General features: G+C 61.5%; 1 protein-coding gene. It reads right to left on the reverse strand.

Going from position 1 to position 468, the window contains the following annotated elements:
* A partial coding sequence (locus tag AACY45_RS28365; protein WP_339548786.1) for a P-II family nitrogen regulator occupies positions 1-292 on the reverse strand: 292 nt, incomplete at its 3' end.
* Positions 293-468: the final 176 nt, after the last annotated feature.

A 468-nucleotide genomic window follows, 5' to 3' on the forward strand; every position in this document is an offset into this window, starting at 1 on the left:
TTTCGACCGGAATGACGAAGATCTTGCCGTCGCCGATGCGCCCGGTCTGCGCGGCCGCGGCAATGGCTTCGACGACGCGTTCCGCCAGCGAATCCTCCACCACCACTTCGAGTTTTACCTTGGGCAGGAAGTCGACCACATATTCCGCGCCGCGATACAGTTCGGTATGCCCCTTTTGACGACCGAACCCCTTGGCTTCGGTCACCGTGATGCCGCTGACGCCAACCTCGTGCAGCGCCTCCTTCACCTCATCGAGTTTGAACGGCTTGATGATCGCCTCGATCTTTTTCACGCAGCACGCACTCCCATTATGTCGGTTCACCTTACAACAACCGTGCCAGCCGCGCGAGGGGCGCAAAAGCGCGGGCGGACCCGGTCGGCACCCATGTCACGATGCTCAACAAATGGGCAGGAGGCGGGGGAATTGCCGGATTGGCAGGCACGACGATGCCGTCGCGCATGCGAGTG

The sequence above is a fragment of the Pseudomonas sp. RA_35y_Pfl2_P32 genome (assembly GCF_963970735.1).
Lineage (GTDB): Bacteria > Pseudomonadota > Gammaproteobacteria > Pseudomonadales > Pseudomonadaceae > Aquipseudomonas.